Raw genomic sequence first — 17,226 nt, forward strand, 5'->3', positions numbered from 1 at the left:
CCCATGGCCACCTCACACCTCGCCGGGCCGGTGCTGGTCATCGGCACCGGACTGCTGGGCACCTCCGTGGGACTGGGGCTGCGCGCCAAGGGCGTGAGCGTCTACCTGCAGGACATTTCGCCGACCGCCCAGGGCGTGGCCCAGGACATCGGCGCCGGCGTGGTGCTGCACGGGGAGAAGATCGCTCCGGAGCTCGTGGTCATCGGCGCACCGCCGGACGTCACCGCCCGTCTGGTCGGCGACGCCCTGCTGGCCTACCCGAACGCCACCGTGGTGGACATCGCCAGCGTCAAGGGCTCGATCCTGGACGCGGTGCTTGCCGACGAGCGGCTGGGCGAGGCGGAAACCTCGCGCTACGTGGGCACCCACCCGATGGCCGGACGCGAGAAGTCGGGCCCGGCCGCCGCCCGCGGCGAGCTGTTCACCGCCATGCCGTGGGTCATCTGCGCACACCAGAACGCGCAGCCGGACCGCGTCATTGCCGCCGAATCGCTGGCCATCGACCTGGGCGCGACCATGCACCGCATGTCGGTGACCGAGCACGACGAGTCGGTGGCGCTGATCAGCCACTTCCCGCAGGCCGCCAGTTCGATGATCGCCTCTCGGCTGCTGAACGCCGAGGGCCACCAGCTGGCCCTGGCCGGCAATGGGCTGCGCGACACCACGCGCATCGCCGCCAGCGACGAGAAGCTGTGGATCCAGATCTTCGCGCACAACTCCAAGGCGCTGATCCCGATCCTGACCGGCATGAAGGAAGACCTGGACCGGCTGATCAACACCCTGCAGCACCCGGAGGAACCCGGCGCGCTGCTTGACCTCTCGCAGCTGATGACCGAGGGCAACGCCGGCCGCGCCCGGATCCCGGGCAAGCACGGCGCCCCGCCGCAGGCCTTCGCCCTGGTCACCGTGGTCGTGGATGACAAGCCCGGGCAGATCGCCGCGCTGCTGGCGCAGATCGGCGAGGCCGGGATCAACATCGAGGACCTGCGCATGGAGCACTCCGCGGGCCATCAGGTCGGACTGGTGGACGTCTCGGTGCTGCCGGGACGCCGCGACGAACTGATAAACGCATTGATTTTCAACGGATGGAAGGTTGCCCAGTGAGCATCGAGAACAACCAGGACCTCGCGGACGCCAAGCTCGTCGTCGCCATCGACGGACCCAGCGGTTCGGGCAAGTCCTCGGTGTCCAAGGCAGTGGCCCGCAAGCTGGGCGCTGCCTACCTTGACACCGGAGCGATGTACCGGGCGATCACCTACTCGGTGCTCGCCGACGGCACCGACCTGGCCGACGCCGCCGCCGTGGCCCAGGCAGTGCGCGACGCCAAGCTGAGCATCTCGGTGGACCCGGACGCCGAACTGGTGGTCATCGGGGACACCGACGTGACCGCCGCCATCCGCGAACCGCGCATCTCCGAGCAGGTCTCCACGGTTGCCACCAACTTGGAGGCCCGTGCCGAACTGGTGCGCCGCCAGCAGGAGATTATCGCTGCGAACACCCGCATCGTGGCCGAGGGCCGCGACATCACCACCGTGGTCGCCCCCCACGCCCACGCCCGCATCCTGCTCACCGCGTCCGAGGAGGCGCGCCTGCGCCGCCGCGGACTGCAGCTGGGCGGCACCCAGAACGACGCGCAGCTGGCTACCCAGGTGCTGGCGCGCGACGCCAAGGACTCGACCGTGGTGAACTTCACCCAGGCCGCGGACGGCGTGATGACCGTGGATTCCTCAGACCTGGATTTCGAACAGACCATTGCCGCCGTGCTCGACGCCGTCGAGACCGCCACCACCAACTAGCCACGAGCTGGTGCCCATCCTCGGCGAGAGCCGATGAAGATTACCGATCGCTGTGAAGGGAAAATCATGAGCGAGAACAACTCCACCCACGACGAGGAATACATCCCCGTTGGAGACGACGATATCGCCGAGCGCCTTGCCGAACTGAGCGAAGAAGACGCCGCGATTCGCACCCAGGCCCTGCTTTCGGGCCTGGACGACTACGACCTGGACGACGAGGACGCCGCGTTGCTCGCGGGCCTGGACGAGTACGACGAGGATGAGAAGGACGTTGTCATCCCGCCGGTGCTCGCCGTCATCGGGCGCCCCAACGTGGGCAAGTCCACCCTGGTCAATCGCATTATCGGCCGCCGCGAAGCGGTCGTCGAAGACACCCCGGGCGTGACCCGCGACCGCGTGTCCTACTCCGCCGAGTGGATGGGACGCCCGTTCACCATTGTGGACACCGGTGGCTGGGAGCACGATGCCAAGGGCATCCACGCCTCCGTGGCCGAGCAGGCCGAGATCGCCGCCGACGTGGCCGACGCCATCATGTTTGTGGTCGACTCCCATGTAGGGGCCACCGCCACCGACGAGGCAGTGGTGAAGATGCTGCGCCGCAAGGGCAAGCCGGTCTTCCTCGTGGCCAACAAGGTCGACGACTTCAACCAGGAAGCCGAGGCCGCAGTGCTCTGGGGCCTGGGCTTCGGCCAGCCGTGGCCGGTTTCCGCGCTGCACGGCCGCGGCACCGCAGACCTGCTGGACGCGGTCATGGAGAAGCTGCCCACCCACTCGGCCTACGGGGGAGTCATCCCCTCCGGCGGCCCGCGCCGCATCGCGCTGATCGGCCGCCCGAACGTGGGCAAGAGCTCGCTGCTGAACAAGCTCGCAGGCTCGCAGCGCGTGGTGGTCGACGACTACGCGGGCACCACCCGCGACCCGGTGGACGAACTGGTCGAACTGGGCGGGGAAGTCTGGCGCTTCGTGGACACCGCGGGCATCCGCCGCCGTCAGCACATGGCCGTCGGCTCGGACTACTACGCCTCGCTGCGCACCCAGTCGGCCCTGGAGAAGGCCGAGGTCGCCGTGGTGCTGCTGGCCGCGAACGAAACCGTGTCCGAGCAGGACGTGCGCATCATCCAGCTGGCCATCGAGGCCGGCCGCGCGCTGGTGGTGGTCTTCAACAAGTGGGACGAGGTGGATGAGGACCGCCGCTACTACCTGGAGCAGGAAATCGACCGCGACCTGGCCCACATCCACTGGGCGCCGCGGGTGAACATGTCGGCCAAGACCGGCTGGCACAAGGACAAGATGATCCCGGCGCTGCACACCGCGCTGGAATCCTGGGACAAGCGCATCCCGACCGGCAAGCTCAACGCCTTCCTGGGCGAGCTCGTCGCGGCCCACCCGCACCCGGTGCGCGGCGGCAAGCAGCCACGCATCCTGTTCGGCACCCAGGCCTCGGCCCGCCCGCCGAAGTTCGTGCTGTTCACCACCGGATTCCTGGATCCGGGCTACCGCCGCTTCATCACCCGCCGCCTGCGTGAGACCTTCGGTTTCGACGGCAGCCCGATCGAAGTATCGATGCGAATCCGCGAACGCCGCGGCCGCAACAGGTAACGGTTCGAAAAGTCCACCCGACTTGGTGTAGGCTTATCTAGGAGCTTTTCGCAGACGGCACCCTTGGTTCTCACGACTTGGGGATAACGGCTGCGAAGGCATCGGGCTATGGCGCAGCTTGGTAGCGCGCCTGACTGGGGGTCAGGAGGTCGCAAGTTCAAATCTTGTTAGCCCGACCAGCGGATCAACCCCGGCGAGATTCTCGCCGGGGTTTTTCATGCCCGAAAACCGCCCGCCGAGCAAGGGAAAACGATGCGCCGCAGATTCATCCAGGTCGACGTGTTCAGCCGAGACCCGTACAAGGGCAACCCGCTGGGGGTCGTGCTGGACGGCGAAGGGCTGGACACCGCGCAGATGCAGGACTACTCCAGCTGGTCCAACCTCTCCGAGGTCACCTTCGTGCTGCCGCCCAGCGACGGGCGCGCGGATTTCCGTTTCAGGATCTTCGCCGGCGAGCGGGAGTTCCCCTTCGCCGGACACCCCACCCTGGGCACGGTGAAAGCCTGGCTGGCCGCCGGCGGGAGACCGCAAAACGCTGCCGAGGTGATCGCCGAATGCCAGGCGGGCCCGCTTCCCGTGCGGGTGCAGGACGAGCTGCTGTTCTTCCAGAGCCCTGCGTTGCTGCGCTCCGAGGCGCTGGAGGAGGCAGAAGTCCGGAAGATCAGCGAGATCCTGGGCATCGACGCCGGGGCGATCACCGCCGCCTTCTGGGCAGACAACGGTCCGGGGTGGCGCGCGGTGCTGTTGGAGGACGCCGACGCGGTGCTGGCGCTGGCGCCGGATGCGTCGCGCCATCCCGGCATGAGGAAGATCGGGGTGCTGGGACCGCTGGAGTCCGGTGGCTTCGAGGTCCGCGCGCTGAAATTCGCCGACGGCGTCTTGCGCGAAGACCCGGTCACCGGCAGCCTGAACGCCGCCGCGGCCGAGTGGCTCGTCGCGCACCAGCTGGCCGAAGCCCCGTTCTGCAACCGCCAGGGCACCGTGCTGGGCCGTCGCGGACTGGTTCGATTCCAGCAGGAGGACGGAGCCTTGTGGACCGGAGGCGCAACCCACGTGCTGATCGACGGCCATATAGAGCTCTGAGCACCGCGGCGGCAGTCCTGCCGGATTCAGGCCTGGCTGGTGTCAAGCTCCTCGGTTCTGGCCACCACACTCACCTCGGTACCCAGCACGGTCACCGTCACGGACTTCAGCGACGGATCGCCAAACTCTTCCAGCAGCCGCAGCGCGAAATATTTCAGATCCCGATCCGTGGTGGGTTCCGAGCCGTTCACACTCAGTTCCAGCTCGCCGGGCTTCGAGGCTCCCCAGCTGACGATCTGGCGTTCGGCGGTCCCCGGCATCCACAGCTGCACCGAGGAATCATCGCGCAGCCAATAGGCTTCCATCAGCTGGTCCGCCCAGCGTTGGCCCTCAACGGCTTCGCCGCGTTTCCGCTCCAGCTCGGTCTGCTCTTTGGGGGATACCGCCGGGGCCGTGGGCGAACTCGGCTCGAACTCCAGCGGCGCGCAACCAACCAGGGCGCAGACGAGCAGCAGGACGCTGGGAACTGCGAGCCTGCGCATTGAACCTCCTGGATTGCCGCACTCTGAATTCTAGTTGCCGCACGCTCTCATTGCCCGCGCCAGCGGCTGAGAGTAGGCTGAATCCATGGGTACGTTGCATCATTAAGACTGCCGCCGCGTTGAGCCGTGCTCCGCGATGGACAGTTCTGATCCGCCGCAGGTCACCTGCGGCGGCACCCTTGAACGTACCGGTTCCGCTTGATTCGCGGGCCGCCAGCAGATGACGGATGGCCATGACCCGACAACACGACCCCTCGAATATTCCTGCGGCTGAGCAGGCCGCGGTGCCCTCAGCGGAATTCACCTGCCAACTTCTGGACCTGAGCGTGAGCTTCGGCGACCGCGACGTCCTGGAAAACATCGACTTGGCGATCGGACCGGCCGATCGGATCGCGGTGCTCGGCGACAACGGCTCGGGAAAATCAACGCTCCTGCGTGTATTGGCAGGCACGCTTGCGCCTGACCGCGGCGAGCGGCGCGCCACCGTGCCCGGCGCCATCGCCTACGCCGCGCAGAATCCGCAATTCCCCGGCACCGCCAGCATCGCCGAGGTCATCGACTCTTACCATCACCGGCTGCGGCAGCTGGAAGAACTGATCGGCGCCATCGGGGCCCGGCTCGCGCAAGCCGAAGACGCCGAGGCTGAACGGCTGCTGGCCCAGCTCCAGCTGGTGACCGACCTGTACGAGGCGGCCGACGGATACTCCGTCGGTCCGCGGCTGGACAGTTCGTTGCAGCAGCTCGGGCTCGGAGGCATTCCCCGCGGGACGCCGGTTGGCACGTTGTCCGGGGGCCAGCGCTCGCGGTTGGCGCTGGCCTGCGTGCTCAGCTCCGGTGCGCAACTGCTGCTGCTCGACGAACCCACCAACGACCTCGATGACACCGCGCTGCACTGGCTGGAAACCACGCTCCGGCGGCACCGCGGCGCACTGGTGCTCGTCAGCCACGACCGAGTCTTCCTGGAGCGTTTCGCCCGGCGCATCATCCTGGTCGAAAACCGCGCCCTGACAGCCTACGGCGACGGCTACCGGGGATTCCTGCGGGCCAAGGCCGCCGAACGGGCCGCCGCCATCGCCGCCTTCGACAGCTGGCGCGACGAGCTTGAACGCTCCGAAACCCTGGTCGCGAAGAACGCCGCACGCGTGGCGGCCATCCCGCGAAAGCAGGACAAAGCTGGTTTTGGGCACGGCTCCTTCAGGCTGCGCAGCAGGGACCACGGATCAACCAGCAAGATCCGGCAGGCAAAATCCCGGATCGAAGAACTTGAGTCAAACCCCGCGCCCAGGCCGGCAGAACAGCTCGAATTCAGGATGCCGCACGGCGGGGACACCCCCGAAGAACCGCGGCAGCCCTTGCTGCACTCCACCGGTGCGGCGCGGCTGGGAGTCCCGCGGCTCGTTCTTGGCGACATGACGCTGGCCGCGGGGGATCGCTGGCTTGTGGGCGGACCCAACGGCGCCGGCAAAACCACGCTGCTGAAGGTGCTGGCCGGAGAGCTTCCCGTAGAGCGAGGCCTGGTCAGCCGCCGGGAAGGGCTGCGCATCGGATGGCTGCGGCAGGAACTCGGCAAGCTGCCCGGGGAAACCGTGATCGAGGCGTTCGCGGCCGCGCTGGGGATCTACCAGGACGAGGCGGTGTCGCGGATTTTCACGCTCGGGCTCTTTGCCCCGCGCGATCTCTTTGTGCACCCCAGGGCGCTGTCAGCCGGACAACGCCGCCGGCTCGAACTGGCCATCGCGGTCAGCCGGGAAGCGGACCTGCTGCTGTTGGACGAGCCGACCAACCACCTTTCTCCGGACCTGGTCGAGCAGTTGGAAGATGCGGTGGCGGATTATCCCGGAGCCGTTGTCACAGTGACCCACGACCGACGCTGGAGGGAAAAGCAAGGTGTGCATCGCGGTGTCCGGTTACTTGAAGTCAAGCAGGGACGGGTGCGCTTCGACCGATGAACCGCTGGCGCCTGCGTGGCGCCCGCCTTTTGTGAAGTGTCTTGTTGTGCCTTGGTTCACGCCTCAGATACAGTTGTAGTGCGATATGAGAACGTCGCGTTCGATTATTGAACATATGATTTGCTCGACTCAGCTGAATGGGGAGAAACAGTGCAGTTTCATCACAATGGATACGTCTCGGAAGATCCGCGCATCAAGCCTGCGGAGGGGACCGGGGTCGATCGTCCCATCGACCTGCCCGACACCATGGACGTGCTCATTGTGGGTGCAGGCCCGGCCGGCATCATCACCGCAGCCCAGCTCTCCCAGTTCCCGGACGTGCACACCCGCATCATCGACCGCCGTCCGCACCGCCTGCAGATCGGCCAGGCCGACGGCATCCAGTCGCGCACAGTAGAGACGTTCCAGGCCTTCGGCTTCGCTGAGAGCATCACCGCCGAAGCCTACCGCATCACCGAAACCACCTTCTGGAACCCGGACCCGCAGAACCCAAAGCACATCATCCGCACCGACCGCACCCCGGACGACGCGAGCGGTGTCAGCGAATTCCCCCACCTGGTGGTGAACCAGGCTCGCGTCATCGACTACTTCGCCGACTTCGCCCGGAACTCATCCGCGCGCATCGAACCGGACTACGGCTGGGACTTCGAGACCCTGGTGATTGAAGACGAGGGGGAGTACCCGGTCAAGGTCACCGTCACCGGAACCGGAGAGAACAACCTCGGGCAAAGCCGCGAGGTCCGCGCCAAGTACGTGGTCGGTGCGGATGGCGCCCGCAGCGGGGTGCGCCGTTCCATCGGCGCGACCTTGTCGGGCGACAAGGCGAATCACGCGTGGGGCGTCATGGACACCTTGGCCCTGACCGATTTCCCGGACGTGCGCACCAAGTCGGCCATTCATTCGAGCAACGGGTCGATCCTGCTGATCCCGCGCGAGGGCGGCCAGCTGTTCCGCCTCTACGTCGACCTGGGCGAGGTAGCGGAAGACGACAACGGAAAGGTGCGGCAGACCTCGCTGGATGAGATCATCCAGCGTGCGCAGGCGATTCTGCAGCCCTACACGCTGGACGTGAAGAACGTTGCCTGGCACAGCGTTTACGAGGTCGGCCACCGGCTCACCGACCGCTTCGACGATGTGCCGCTGGAGGAGATCGGAATGCGGGATCCCCGGGTCTTCATTGCCGGCGACGCCTGCCACACGCACTCGGCCAAGGCGGGCCAAGGCATGAACGTGTCCATGCAGGACGGCTTCAACCTGGCCTGGAAACTGGGCTACGTGCTCAGCGGACGGTCCCCGCAAAGCTTGCTGGCCACGTATTCCGCCGAGCGCAAGGTCATCGCCAAGGACCTGATCGATTTCGACAAGAAGTGGTCCTCGCTGATGGCCGCGAAGCCCGAGGAGCTCGAAGGCGAGGAAGGCGTCGCCGAATTCTACGTCCGCACCGCTGAATTCCCGGCCGGCTTCATGACCGAATACCAGCCGTCGGAGCTGACTGCCGTGAACGAGTTCCAGCACCTGGCCACGGGATTCCCGGTGGGCAAGCGCTTCAAGTCGGCCGAGGTCATGCGGCTTGGTGACAACAACCCGGTGCACCTGGGCCACCACCACCGCGCCGACGGCCGCTACCGCATCTACGTCTTCGCCGACCAGGCGGCGGCCGGTGCCGTATCAGCCGTGGCGAAACTGTCGGACTGGCTGCTGGACTCGGAGGATTCGCCCTTGCGACGCTTCACTCCGGCCGGCGCCGACATAGATTCGATTTTCGACGTCAAGGTCATCTACCGCCAGGACTACACCACCATCAACCTCAATGACGCGCCAGCGGTCTTCCGCCCGCACTGCGGCCAGTTCGGCCTGATGGACTACCAGAAGGTGTACACGGCGCTGGAAGGCAACAGCATCTTCGCCCAGCGCGGCATCGCCGACGAGGGAGCCATCGTGATCGTGCGACCCGACATGTACGTGGCCAACATCCTGCCGCTGCAGGCAACCGACCAGCTGCGCGACTTCTTCACCCCTGTGCTGCGCGAACAGCGCTAGGTCAGAAGCGGGCCAGCGGGTGCCTCAGGGCTCCCGAGGGCCCGCTTCGGAATTTTTACTCCCGGCCGGGAGCTGATTCTTGACGAAGGCAATCCATCAAGGGGAAACATGAGCCAGGAATTTTCGTTCAACCTGCAGAACGTCGTCGAATCGGACATGGCCTGTGTCGACGGCGTGTGCTTTGTACCCGCTGCTACGACTGGAGCTGCGGAAGAAGATAGTCCCGCAGCACCACCGCGTGATTGACCTCTTCGTTTTTCGCTCCGTAAACAAACGTCACCGTCGGGTGCTGCGCTAGCAGCTCCAGGAATTCGTCCACCGCAGGATTCTGGTTCAGCTCCTGCCGGTAGTGTTCGGCGAACTCGGAGAACCGCTCAGGGTCGTGGTGCCAGGCCTTGCGCAGCTCCGAGCTCGGAGTCACCGCCTTGGCCCATTTCTCGATTTCCAGTTGCTGCTTGGTCAAACCACGAGGCCAGAGGCGATCCACCGGAATCCGGTAGCCATCTGAATCCGAAGGATCCGCATAGGCACGCTTCAGGAGAATCCTGGTCATGACGCTCACCCTTTCACTACGCACCACGGGGCTCGCGGATGTTTTGGACCCCGAACCATCTCCAATACTTGCATGATCCCACGAATGAGCATGGGGGGAGCTGGAAATATCGGCTTTTCTGTTATCGCCGACCTCTTGAGTAGGCTAATCTGGAAATAGTTTGGTAGAGCGTATCGAACTAATGTTGATTCAAGGTCGTCTTGCACGAACTTAACGCAGAACTTCTGGAGGACCACAAATGTCGGAAAATGGGCCGGTAACCCCGCACAACGAGTCTGCGTCCGAGACGACCAATATTTCGCTTCCCTCGTTCCAGAGCTCCTCCGAGCCTGCCGTCATCTACACGCTAAGCGAGGATGAAAAGCGCGCCGTCGCCGCGCTCCCGTCCGGCTCCGCACTGCTGGTAGCCCACACCGGACCGAACAAGGGCGCCCGCTTCCTGCTGGACACCGACGAAAGCATCGCCGGCCGCCACCCGAACGCTGACATCTTCCTTGACGACGTCACGGTCTCGCGCCGCCACGCCAAGTTCACCCGCACCGAGAAGGGCTTCACGCTGACCGATATCGGTTCGCTGAACGGCACCTACATCAACGGCGACCGCATCGACTCCATTACCCTGACCAACGGTGTCCAGGTTCAGATCGGGAAGTTCCGACTCAATTTCTACCAAAGCGTGCCTAACCTTTAAACTGGTTCAGTTAGAGGTTTTGTTGCCTGCATCGATCGCGCCGGCAACCACGTAATCACCGAGGTGTTAGTTCTTTGCCGATGTTCAATGCAGCCAGTAGCCCACGACTCGAGGCGATCCGTCACGAGGGCGTGCGGCAGGCTGCGCTCAACATCGGCGAGGTGCTGGCCGAGCTCAAGGATGAATTTCCGCGGGTCACCGCCTCGAAGATCCGCTTCCTCGAAGACAAGGGCCTGATCATCCCGCAGCGCACCTCGGCGGGCTACCGCAAGTACAGCGCTAGCGATGTCAGCAGGCTGCGCTTCATCCTGTCCGTACAGCGCGACCAGTACCTGCCATTGAAGGTCATCAAGGACCATCTGGACGCCCTGGACCGCGGCGAAGCCCCGGCAGCACTGCCAGGCGGCGCTCCGGTGGCGCCGGTCGCCGTCGGCAAGGACATGGCCGAAGCCGTGGAAAACCATTCCCGCTCGGTATCCATGGCGGAATTGCAAGGAATCACCGGTGCCAGCGAGACACTCATCCACGACCTGATGAAGTTCGGGCTGATCGAGACGCAGGGCGGACTGTTCGATTCCAACGGCATCCGCATCACCAAGTCTGCAGTCCAGCTTTCCAACCACGGCATCGAGCCGCGCCACCTGCGCCAGTTCCGCACCGCTGCTGAACGCGAATTCTCGCTGATCGAATCGATCGTGGGCAACGAGCTACGCAAGCCCGAAGTATCCGCCAGGGCGCGGGCTGCCGAAGAAGCCCAGGAAATTTCACGCCAGTGCCTGGAGCTGCATGAAGCTCTGGTGCAGCGTGCTATTTCCCAGATCGATCGCTAAGCTGAAGTCAGCAACGAGTTTTCAACCCTCAGGGGGCTATCATGCTGGATCTGGAGTTTGCGGGAATCCGCATTCAACTGCCGGCGAATCAACCGCTGCTGCTGCTTAAGCAACACGAAAAAGAACTTTATCTGCCGTTGTGGATCGGTGCACCCGAAGCATCGGCCATCGCGATGTCGGAGCAGGGGCTGACCCCTCCGCGCCCCATGACCCACGATTTGATGATCAACGTCTTCGAAGCGCTGGGCATCACCCTGGACCGGGTTGAAATCATTTCGGTCCAGAACGCCGTCTTCGCCGCCGAACTCGTGCTCTCCAACGGCAAGCGCGTGGACTCCCGATCTTCCGACGCGGTAGCCCTGGCAGTGCGCGTGCAGTGCCCCATCAAGTGCACCGAAGAGGTCATGCAGGAAGCCGGAGTCATCATCGAAGGGGCCGCAGAAGACGAAGAAGCCCCGGAAGAGCAGATGCGCGAGTTCCGTGAATTCCTCGACAACATCGACCCGGAAGACTTCTCCTCCTAGCCCGCCAGACCGACTTTGCCGCTTGGCATCCGGACTGCTGTGCTGCGGGAGGTCGCCGGTAAATTCCGACACGCCTTAAAGTTAAACTTGAAGGTCTTTGACCCGGGTTGAATATGGCCGTACCGTCATTGCATAGGGATATTTTTCGCTCACCCGGTTTCGTGGTCGTTCATCACTCGCACCCTGCCGGACGGCGAATATTTTGACACTCGCAAACGGTACGTGCTTACACGCAAGGAGCAATTGGATGGAGACAAGCCAGACAGGCCCACATCACGGGGCTCGCGGCGGCGTTCAGCGATCCAATGCCCAAGGCCTGCTCTTCACGGATGACCTGCCGCAACTGGACGAGCACGCGGGCTACCGCGGGCCAATCGTCTGCAAGGCCGCAGGAATCACCTACCGGCAGCTCGACTACTGGGCCCGCACCGGGCTCGTCGAGCCAGCCGTGAGGGGCGCCAAGGGATCGGGCAGCCATCGGCTGTATTCGTTCCGCGACATCCTAGTCCTCAAGGTCGTCAAGCGCCTGCTGGACACCGGGGTATCACTGCAGCAGATCCGCACTGCGGTCCTTCACTTGCGTGAACGCGGTGTTGAAGATCTTGCACAGATCACCCTGATGAGCGATGGTGCCTCGGTCTACGAGTGCACCAGCGCCGACGAGGTCATCGACCTCGTCCAGAAGGGGCAGGGCGTCTTCGGTATTGCGGTAGGCCGAGTTTGGCGCGAGGTTGAAGGTTCGCTGGCGCAGCTTCCCTCGGAGAACTCCGAGCAGCAAGCGCCGGAAGATGAGCTGGCAGCACGCCGCGCAGCCAAGGCGGCTCGCCAGGTCGGCTAGCAGGTGCGCCAGGCTAATAGACATTAAAGGCATGGTCCGGACTTCCCTCGGGAAGTCCGGACCATGCCTTTTTGTTTGACGTCTGGCTTCGAGCCCATTAGGAGTTCGGGAGGGCAGCCTTCTCCATGACGTCCTTGAGCAGGGCGTCGAACTGCGTGAGCATCGGTGCGGTGGTCTTGGAAGGCCATTGATGCACCGAGTACGCTGCACCCTGGATCTGCTGCCATTCCGGGTGTTCGGGGATTTCAGGCTTGACCATGGAATCGCCGAACATCTGGCGCATTTCAGACAGGCGGAAGGTGTGCTCGGCGGAGTCCTTGCGCACACGGTTGGCGACAACGCTCACGGGGCCCAGCGACGGGGCGAACTCGCGGCGGAACAGTTCCAGGGCACGCTGGGTGCGTTCGGTTCCGGCAACGGAGAACAGGCTCGGTTCGGCTACGAGGACCAGCTGATCCGAGGCGCTCCATGCCATGCGGGTCAAGCCGTTCAGCGATGGCGGGCAGTCAATGAGGACCAGCTGGTAGCCGCTAGTGCGGCTGAGCAGCTGGGTGAGGCGTCGAAGATCCCTGGTTCGCAGGTCCGGTCGGTCGTAGATCCCAGTGAACGCGTCACCCACCGCAACGTCCAGAACTGGAATGCGGGTACGGGACTTCTTTTCAGCGGCCTTCGACTGCCAGGCGGACGCAACCACGTTGTCCTGCAGCCGCACGCGCCGGGCGTTCTTCAGCATCTGCCCGATAGGCTGCTTGCCGTTGGCGCGCACACCAAGACCGGTGCTTGCGTCTGCATGCGGGTCGAGATCGATTACGAGGGTCGGAATCCCTGCGGCCAGTGCTGCCGAAGCCAAACCGAGTGTTACGGAGGTCTTTCCTACACCACCCTTGAGGCTGCTGATGCTCACTACGTGCACGGACCAGACCACGCCTTTCGCTGTTCGATTCTTGAACGTCCCGCCGAATATTTTAGTCTCTCCTCATCATAGTGTGCCCGGCGTGGATTCCCCGACTTTGCAACGGTCGATTTCGAGGTTTGACATAACTTAGTGATTAAAACTTCAGCACCGGTCAATATTTCCTATGGTCAGACCACAGGGAGAAATGTTTGGGTGATCTAGGCCTCGTCCGTGTAGGGTGATTGAAGAACGTGCTCGAACGAGCATTTTTGAGAGACCCGACACACCGGTCTCGGGCCATCGAAGTTCCGGGAGTTGCCTTCCGAAACGCGGCCCGGACCCATGTGTGCTGATTCGATGTAGGGACACTATGTTTGAAAAAATCTTGGTCGCCAACCGCGGGGAAATCGCAATCCGCGCTTTCCGTGCAGGCTACGAACTAGGCGCAAAAACCGTTGCAGTCTACCCGCACGAAGACCGCAACTCCGTTCACCGCCAGAAGGCCGACGAGGCCTACCAGATCGGCGAAGAGGGCCATCCGGTCCGCGCCTACCTGAATATTGACGAGATCATCCGCGTCGCCAAGGAAGCCGGCGCAGATGCAATCTACCCAGGCTACGGCTTCATGTCGGAAAACCCCGACCTGGCCCGCGCCGCTGCCGAGAACGGCATTAAGTTCGTTGGCCCGAAGGCCGAAATTCTTGAACTTGCAGGCAACAAGGTTGCAGCACTGAAGGCCGCCAAGGCTGCCGGCATTCCGGTGCTTGCCTCCTCCGAGCCCAGCGACGATGCTGAGCTGCTCATTGCCGAAGCTGACAAGATCGGGTTCCCGATCTTCGTCAAGGCCGTTGCAGGTGGCGGCGGACGCGGCATGCGCCGCGTCGACAAGCGCGAAGACCTGCCCGAGGCGCTGGGCGCCGCCATGCGCGAAGCCGGCACCGCCTTCGGCGACTCGACCGTCTTCCTGGAGCAAGCAGTGCTGCGCCCGCGCCACATCGAGGTGCAGATCCTGGCCGACGAGCAGGGCAACATCGTGCACCTGCACGAGCGCGACTGCTCGCTGCAGCGCCGCCACCAGAAGGTCGTGGAGATCGCCCCGGCGCCGAACCTGGATGAGAGCATCCGCCAGGCGCTGTTCCGCGACGCCGTGAAGTTCGCCGAGGCCCTGGGCTACCAGAACGCCGGCACCGTCGAGTTCCTGGTCGACACAGTGGGCGAGCGAGCCGGGCAACACGTGTTCATCGAGATGAACCCGCGCATCCAGGTGGAGCACACCGTGACCGAGGAAGTCACCGACATCGACCTGGTGCAGGCGCAGATGCGCATCGCCTCGGGTGAATCGCTGGCCGATCTGGGCATCTCCCAGGACTCCATCCAGGTCCGCGGCTGGGCCCTGCAGTCCCGCATTACCACGGAGGATCCGGCCAACGGCTTCCGCCCGGACGTCGGAACCATCACCGTGTACCGCTCCGCCGGCGGTTCGGGCGTGCGCCTGGACGGCGGCACCATCTACACCGGCGCCGAGGTCTCCCCGCACTTCGACTCGATGCTGGTGAAGCTGACCTGCCGCGGCCGCGACTACGCCACCGCCGTGGCCCGCGCCCGCCGCGCACTGGCCGAATTCCGCGTCCGCGGCGTGGCCACCAACATCCCGTTCATCCAGAACGTGCTCAACGACCCGCAGTTCATCGCCGGCGACGTCGCCACCGACTTCATCGACTCGCGCCCGGACCTGCTGACCGGCAACGAGTCCCAGGACCGCGGCACCAAGGCGCTGAACTACCTGGCGCACGTGACCGTGAACCAGCCCAACGGGGCGCGCATCGAAGGCATCGACCCGCGCAAGAAGCTGCCGACCTTCCCGGGCGACAAGTCCGACGAGCCGGAGCGCTCGCCGTTCGACGGCCCGTCGAAGACCGCGCACCCGGCCGACGGCTGGCGCCAGAAGCTGCTGGAGCTGGGTCCGGAAGGCTTCGCCAAGGCGCTGCGCGAGTCCACCGCCGTGGGCATCACCGACACCACGTTCCGCGACGCGCACCAGTCGCTGCTGGCCACCCGGGTGCGTACCCGGGACCTGCTGGCCGCCGCGCCCGCCTACGCGCACACCGTGCCGCAGCTGTTCTCCATGGAGGTCTGGGGCGGTGCGACCTACGACGTGTCGCTGCGCTTCCTGGGCGAGGATCCGTGGAAGCGCCTTGAGCTGCTGCGCGCCGAGCTGCCGAACATCCCGCTGCAGATGCTGCTGCGCGGCCGCAACACCGTGGGCTACACCCCGTACCCGACCGAGGTGACCGACGCCTTCGTGAAGGAGGCCGCCGCCGCGGGCATCGACATCTTCCGCATCTTCGACGCGCTGAACGACGTGTCCCAGATGGCCCCGGCCATCAAGGCAGTGCGCGAGACCGGCACCGCGGTCGCGGAGGTGGCCCTGTGCTACACCGGCAACCTGCTGGATGCCAACGAGAAGCTCTACACCCTGGACTACTACCTGGACCTGGCGCAGCAGATCGTCGACGCCGGCGCCCACATCATCGCGATCAAGGACATGGCAGGCCTGCTGCGCCCGGCCGCGGCGGCCAAGCTGGTCACCGCGCTGCGCGAGCGCTTCGACCTGCCGGTGCACCTGCACACCCACGACACCTCCGGCGGACAGATGGCCACCTTGATGGCAGCCATCAACGCCGGCGTGGACGCAGTGGACGTGGCCAGCGCCGCCATGGCCGGCACCACCTCCCAGCCTTCGGCCTCCGCGCTGATTGCCGCGCTGGAGAACACCGAACGCGACCCGGGCCTGTCCCTGGACGCCGTCGCCTCGCTGGAACCGTACTGGGAAGCCGTGCGCGCCATGTACAAGCCGTTCGAGTCGGGCCTGCCGGCGCCGACCGGCCGCGTGTACCAGCACGAAATCCCCGGCGGCCAGCTCTCGAACCTGCGCCAGCAGGCCATCGCACTGGGCCTGGGCGAGCGCTTCGAGGCCATTGAATCGATGTACGCCGCAGTCAACGAAATGCTGGGCAACGTGGTCAAGGTGACCCCGTCCTCCAAGGTGGTCGGCGACCTGGCGCTGCAGCTGGTCGGCTCCGGCGTTCCGGCCGCGGACTTCGAGGCCAACCCGCAGAACTACGACATCCCGGATTCGGTCATCCAGTTCCTCTCGGGCGAGCTGGGCAACCCTCCAGGCGGCTGGCCTGAGCCGTTCCGCACCAAGGCGCTGCAGGGCCGCAACGTGAAGTCCCACATCGAGGACCTGAGCGCAGAGGATGCCGCGGCGCTGACCAGCGACTCGGACACAATCCGCGGAACCCTGAACCGCCTGCTGTTCGCCGGCCCGACCCGCGACTTCGCGGCCTCGGTGGAGAACTACGGCGACCTGTCGGTGCTGCACACCCGCGACTACCTCTTCGGCCTGGTCCGCGGCCACGAGCACGTCATCTCGCTGGGCACCGGCGTGCGCCTGCTGGTCAAGCTGGTCTCCGTCTCGGAAGCCGACGAAAAGGGCATGCGCACCGTTGTGGTCACGCTCAACGGCCAGTCCCGCCAGATCAAGGTCCGCGACGAGTCTGTGGAATCCACCGTCAAGTCCGCACCGAAGGCCGACCCGAACAACGCCGGCCACGTGGCCGCGCCGTTCGCCGGCGCCGTGACCGTCAACGTCCAGGTCGGCGACCTGATCGAAGCCGGCCAGTCGGTGGCGACCATCGAGGCGATGAAGATGGAAGCAGGCATCACCGCCAACGCTTCCGGCGTCGTCACCCAGATCACCCTGAACGGCACCAGCCAGGTCCAAGGCGGGGATCTGCTGGTGGTCATTGAACCGAAGTAGCATCTTAGGCAACGCGAACCTGCCGTAAACAAGCCGTGGCCCACGACGAAAGTCGTGGGCCACGACTTGTTTATGGCACGATCATGGAGGCGGCACCCCACCCGGCGCCGGCCACGAACTACC

The 17,226-nt window shown here is 64.9% G+C and carries 14 protein-coding genes and 1 tRNA gene; 12 read left to right on the forward strand and 3 right to left on the reverse strand.

Features of this window, described 5'->3' with window-relative positions:
- The first annotated feature begins 3 nt into the window (after positions 1 to 3).
- From RF641_RS00145 to RF641_RS00165, 5 genes are all read left to right on the forward strand, one after another.
- Positions 4 to 1,104, forward strand: a complete 1,101-nt coding sequence (locus RF641_RS00145) for a prephenate dehydrogenase (RefSeq protein WP_047118670.1) — start codon at positions 4 to 6, stop codon at positions 1,102 to 1,104.
- Positions 1,101 to 1,796: a (d)CMP kinase gene (gene cmk, locus RF641_RS00150; protein ID WP_231735975.1), complete on the forward strand. Its 696-nt coding sequence runs from the start codon at positions 1,101 to 1,103 to the stop codon at positions 1,794 to 1,796. Before RF641_RS00145 ends, cmk begins: the two co-directional genes overlap by 4 nt.
- Positions 1,797 to 1,862: 66 nt before the next feature.
- A complete protein-coding gene (der, locus tag RF641_RS00155) occupies positions 1,863 to 3,395 on the forward strand; it encodes a ribosome biogenesis GTPase Der (protein ID WP_047118672.1) in 1,533 nt (510 codons plus the stop codon).
- 102 nt (positions 3,396 to 3,497) lie between these two features.
- Positions 3,498 to 3,574, forward strand: a tRNA-Pro gene (locus RF641_RS00160).
- A 73-nt stretch (positions 3,575 to 3,647) separates the two neighbouring features.
- The gene (locus RF641_RS00165) at positions 3,648 to 4,478 is read left to right on the forward strand and encodes a PhzF family phenazine biosynthesis protein (RefSeq protein WP_424572132.1); all 831 of its coding nucleotides are present in this window, start codon (positions 3,648 to 3,650) and stop codon (positions 4,476 to 4,478) included.
- A gap of 26 nt (positions 4,479 to 4,504) precedes the next feature.
- Here the strand turns inward: RF641_RS00165 and RF641_RS00170 are convergent, their stop codons facing one another.
- A complete protein-coding gene (locus RF641_RS00170; protein ID WP_161450082.1) occupies positions 4,505 to 4,960 on the reverse strand; it encodes a hypothetical protein in 456 nt (151 codons plus the stop codon).
- 233 nt (positions 4,961 to 5,193) lie between these two features.
- Between RF641_RS00170 and RF641_RS00175 the strand changes: the two genes are divergently transcribed.
- Positions 5,194 to 6,909: an ABC-F family ATP-binding cassette domain-containing protein gene (locus RF641_RS00175; protein ID WP_424572133.1), complete on the forward strand. Its 1,716-nt coding sequence runs from the start codon at positions 5,194 to 5,196 to the stop codon at positions 6,907 to 6,909.
- 150 nt (positions 6,910 to 7,059) lie between these two features.
- Positions 7,060 to 8,949, forward strand: coding sequence for an FAD-binding monooxygenase (locus tag RF641_RS00180; protein ID WP_424572134.1), 1,890 nt, complete (start codon positions 7,060 to 7,062; stop codon positions 8,947 to 8,949).
- A 193-nt stretch (positions 8,950 to 9,142) separates the two neighbouring features.
- Here the strand turns inward: RF641_RS00180 and RF641_RS00185 are convergent, their stop codons facing one another.
- Positions 9,143 to 9,502 carry a DUF488 domain-containing protein gene (locus RF641_RS00185; protein ID WP_424572135.1) on the reverse strand — a complete coding sequence of 120 codons (360 nt, stop codon included), beginning with the start codon at positions 9,500 to 9,502 and terminating at the stop codon, positions 9,143 to 9,145.
- Between the two features lie 238 nt (positions 9,503 to 9,740).
- Here RF641_RS00185 and RF641_RS00190 point away from each other — a divergent pair, with 238 nt between their 5' ends.
- The 4 genes from RF641_RS00190 to RF641_RS00205 all read left to right on the forward strand — a co-directional run bounded on the left by RF641_RS00190 (position 9,741) and on the right by RF641_RS00205 (position 12,385).
- Complete coding sequence (locus tag RF641_RS00190; protein ID WP_047118677.1) at positions 9,741 to 10,193, forward strand: FHA domain-containing protein; 453 nt, start codon at positions 9,741 to 9,743, stop codon at positions 10,191 to 10,193.
- A 74-nt stretch (positions 10,194 to 10,267) separates the two neighbouring features.
- The gene (gene ftsR / locus RF641_RS00195; protein WP_244910926.1) at positions 10,268 to 11,023 is read left to right on the forward strand and encodes a transcriptional regulator FtsR; all 756 of its coding nucleotides are present in this window, start codon (positions 10,268 to 10,270) and stop codon (positions 11,021 to 11,023) included.
- Positions 11,024 to 11,064: 41 nt separating this feature from the next.
- Positions 11,065 to 11,547: a bifunctional nuclease family protein gene (locus tag RF641_RS00200; protein ID WP_113607901.1), complete on the forward strand. Its 483-nt coding sequence runs from the start codon at positions 11,065 to 11,067 to the stop codon at positions 11,545 to 11,547.
- A 247-nt stretch (positions 11,548 to 11,794) separates the two neighbouring features.
- Positions 11,795 to 12,385, forward strand: a complete 591-nt coding sequence (locus RF641_RS00205) for a MerR family transcriptional regulator (RefSeq protein ID WP_047118679.1) — start codon at positions 11,795 to 11,797, stop codon at positions 12,383 to 12,385.
- 97 nt (positions 12,386 to 12,482) lie between these two features.
- On the opposite strand, the gene RF641_RS00210 is transcribed toward RF641_RS00205, so the two are convergent.
- Entirely contained in the window at positions 12,483 to 13,298 is an 816-nt protein-coding gene (locus tag RF641_RS00210; protein ID WP_047120635.1) for a ParA family protein, read from the reverse strand.
- Positions 13,299 to 13,650: 352 nt separating this feature from the next.
- Here RF641_RS00210 and RF641_RS00215 point away from each other — a divergent pair, with 352 nt between their 5' ends.
- Complete coding sequence (locus tag RF641_RS00215; protein WP_424572136.1) at positions 13,651 to 17,103, forward strand: pyruvate carboxylase; 3,453 nt, start codon at positions 13,651 to 13,653, stop codon at positions 17,101 to 17,103.
- Positions 17,104 to 17,226: the final 123 nt, after the last annotated feature.

The organism is Arthrobacter sp. 'calajunan', assembly GCF_046940185.1.
GTDB classification, from domain to species: Bacteria; Actinomycetota; Actinomycetes; order Actinomycetales; family Micrococcaceae; genus Glutamicibacter; species Glutamicibacter soli.

Bases quoted from the DNA above. Each gene is read 5' to 3' on its own strand.
- RF641_RS00145 (WP_047118670.1), top strand. From the start codon at position 4: ATGGCCACCTCACACCTCGCCGGGCCGGTGCTGGTCATCGGCACCGGA.
- der (WP_047118672.1), top strand. From the start codon at position 1,863: ATGAGCGAGAACAACTCCACCCACGACGAGGAATACATCCCCGTTGGA.
- RF641_RS00165 (WP_424572132.1), top strand. From the start codon at position 3,648: ATGCGCCGCAGATTCATCCAGGTCGACGTGTTCAGCCGAGACCCGTAC.
- RF641_RS00170 (WP_161450082.1), bottom strand. From the start codon at position 4,960: ATGCGCAGGCTCGCAGTTCCCAGCGTCCTGCTGCTCGTCTGCGCCCTG.
- RF641_RS00175 (WP_424572133.1), top strand. From the start codon at position 5,194: ATGACCCGACAACACGACCCCTCGAATATTCCTGCGGCTGAGCAGGCC.
- RF641_RS00185 (WP_424572135.1), bottom strand. From the start codon at position 9,502: ATGACCAGGATTCTCCTGAAGCGTGCCTATGCGGATCCTTCGGATTCA.
- RF641_RS00190 (WP_047118677.1), top strand. From the start codon at position 9,741: ATGTCGGAAAATGGGCCGGTAACCCCGCACAACGAGTCTGCGTCCGAG.
- RF641_RS00200 (WP_113607901.1), top strand. From the start codon at position 11,065: ATGCTGGATCTGGAGTTTGCGGGAATCCGCATTCAACTGCCGGCGAAT.
- RF641_RS00205 (WP_047118679.1), top strand. From the start codon at position 11,795: ATGGAGACAAGCCAGACAGGCCCACATCACGGGGCTCGCGGCGGCGTT.
- RF641_RS00215 (WP_424572136.1), top strand. From the start codon at position 13,651: ATGTTTGAAAAAATCTTGGTCGCCAACCGCGGGGAAATCGCAATCCGC.